This is a genomic window from Rhizobium sp. P32RR-XVIII (assembly GCF_012641395.1).
Lineage (GTDB): Bacteria > Pseudomonadota > Alphaproteobacteria > Rhizobiales > Rhizobiaceae > Rhizobium.
Map to the genome: position 1 here is coordinate 1 of NZ_JABAIH010000075.1, position 1,215 is coordinate 1,215.

Sequence of the window (1,215 nt, forward strand, 5' to 3'; positions counted from 1 at the left end):
GGAGGTGTTCGAATGTCGTTGCGAGAGACAAGCTGAGCTTGCTTTCGAGCCCGACGAGCGGGCTTCTTCCTAAGGGCTTGTGTTTGCTTCTGCGGTTTAAGCCCTGCGGCTGTAGACGCAATAACCGCTAGAGCGGCAATGTCATCAACCGGCTCAAACCCGTCTCCATCAGGCTCAACTGGGGCATTTCTATCGACCTCTGCAGCGGGTTCAGGGGCGGTTGGCAAAACCGATGGCGTCTCGCGTCGATCGGAGTTGGGATGTACATCGTCAGTCAAATGGGCCGGAGGTTCCTCCGGGTCTTTCTTGTCGTGTCGCCCGGTGAGGCCGACTAGAAATTTCCAGGGAGACTTCATGATCGCTGTTTAACCTCATCTGCTTTCAATCACGCAGTCAATTTCGGCAACGCTCTTGCGCCGCCGAAATCATGATCAGACCAAACGGGCCCGATCCTCGGGAGGTTTCGGTCAACCAGCTCTTCGTGATGCTTAGGATTGGCCGAGACGCTTGCGAAGATCCGCGTTTTCGCTGCGCAACTTTTCTGCAAGCTGTTTCCGCAAATTCCGGTTTTCTTCTTCGAGTTGAAGAAGATCGGCCATGTCGTCTGCTGCAGGAGTATTCACGGCCGCAGTTGCCGCTTTACGCATACGCGTCTTGCGGGGCTGCTTTGTCGCAACCTTTGCCTCTGCCGCTGCTACGGATTTTGCTATGCGTGGTTTCTTTGCGGGCTTTGCGGGGGTGGTCTTTGCATCACCAGGAACCGCGGACGTTTCGTCACCCGCCGCCATTTGTGGACCAACAGTTTTGGCCTGGCGTCCACGACGCTTTTTCGGTTCTGTGATCGTCGTCGCAGTCTCGATGCTTGAGTTGTCGGCACTTAGCACTGGGGTGGTTTCTTCGGCCATACGTTCCTCCTGTGGTGGCAGCACAGTTTTTGGCTGCTCGACGGTTTTAGTCAACAGCCGCTCGCGTGTTTGTGGGCCCGGCGGTGGACTGTTCGCGTTTCTCTCTGTTGCTTGAAGAACCTGACCCGGCGCATCTGCTTCGACCTCCAGCGAAATGGCCTTGAGATCCACGTTTCCCCAGATGGAGGTTGGCTTCGGAGACTGTCGTCGGCTACTGGATTTAAACTCGACCACGAAGTTCCTCTGTGGCTTTTTCATAAAGTCTAGTCCTTCGTATCGATTGGCCGGTCGATCGGCCATGATCTCTTCG

General features: G+C 55.6%; 1 protein-coding gene. It reads right to left on the bottom strand.

What is annotated here, in order from left to right:
* Nucleotides 1-488: 488 nt before the first annotated feature.
* Nucleotides 489-1,215, bottom strand: a 727-nt coding sequence (locus HGP14_RS35105; RefSeq protein ID WP_205927479.1) for a hypothetical protein, incomplete at its 5' end; no start/stop codon positions are given.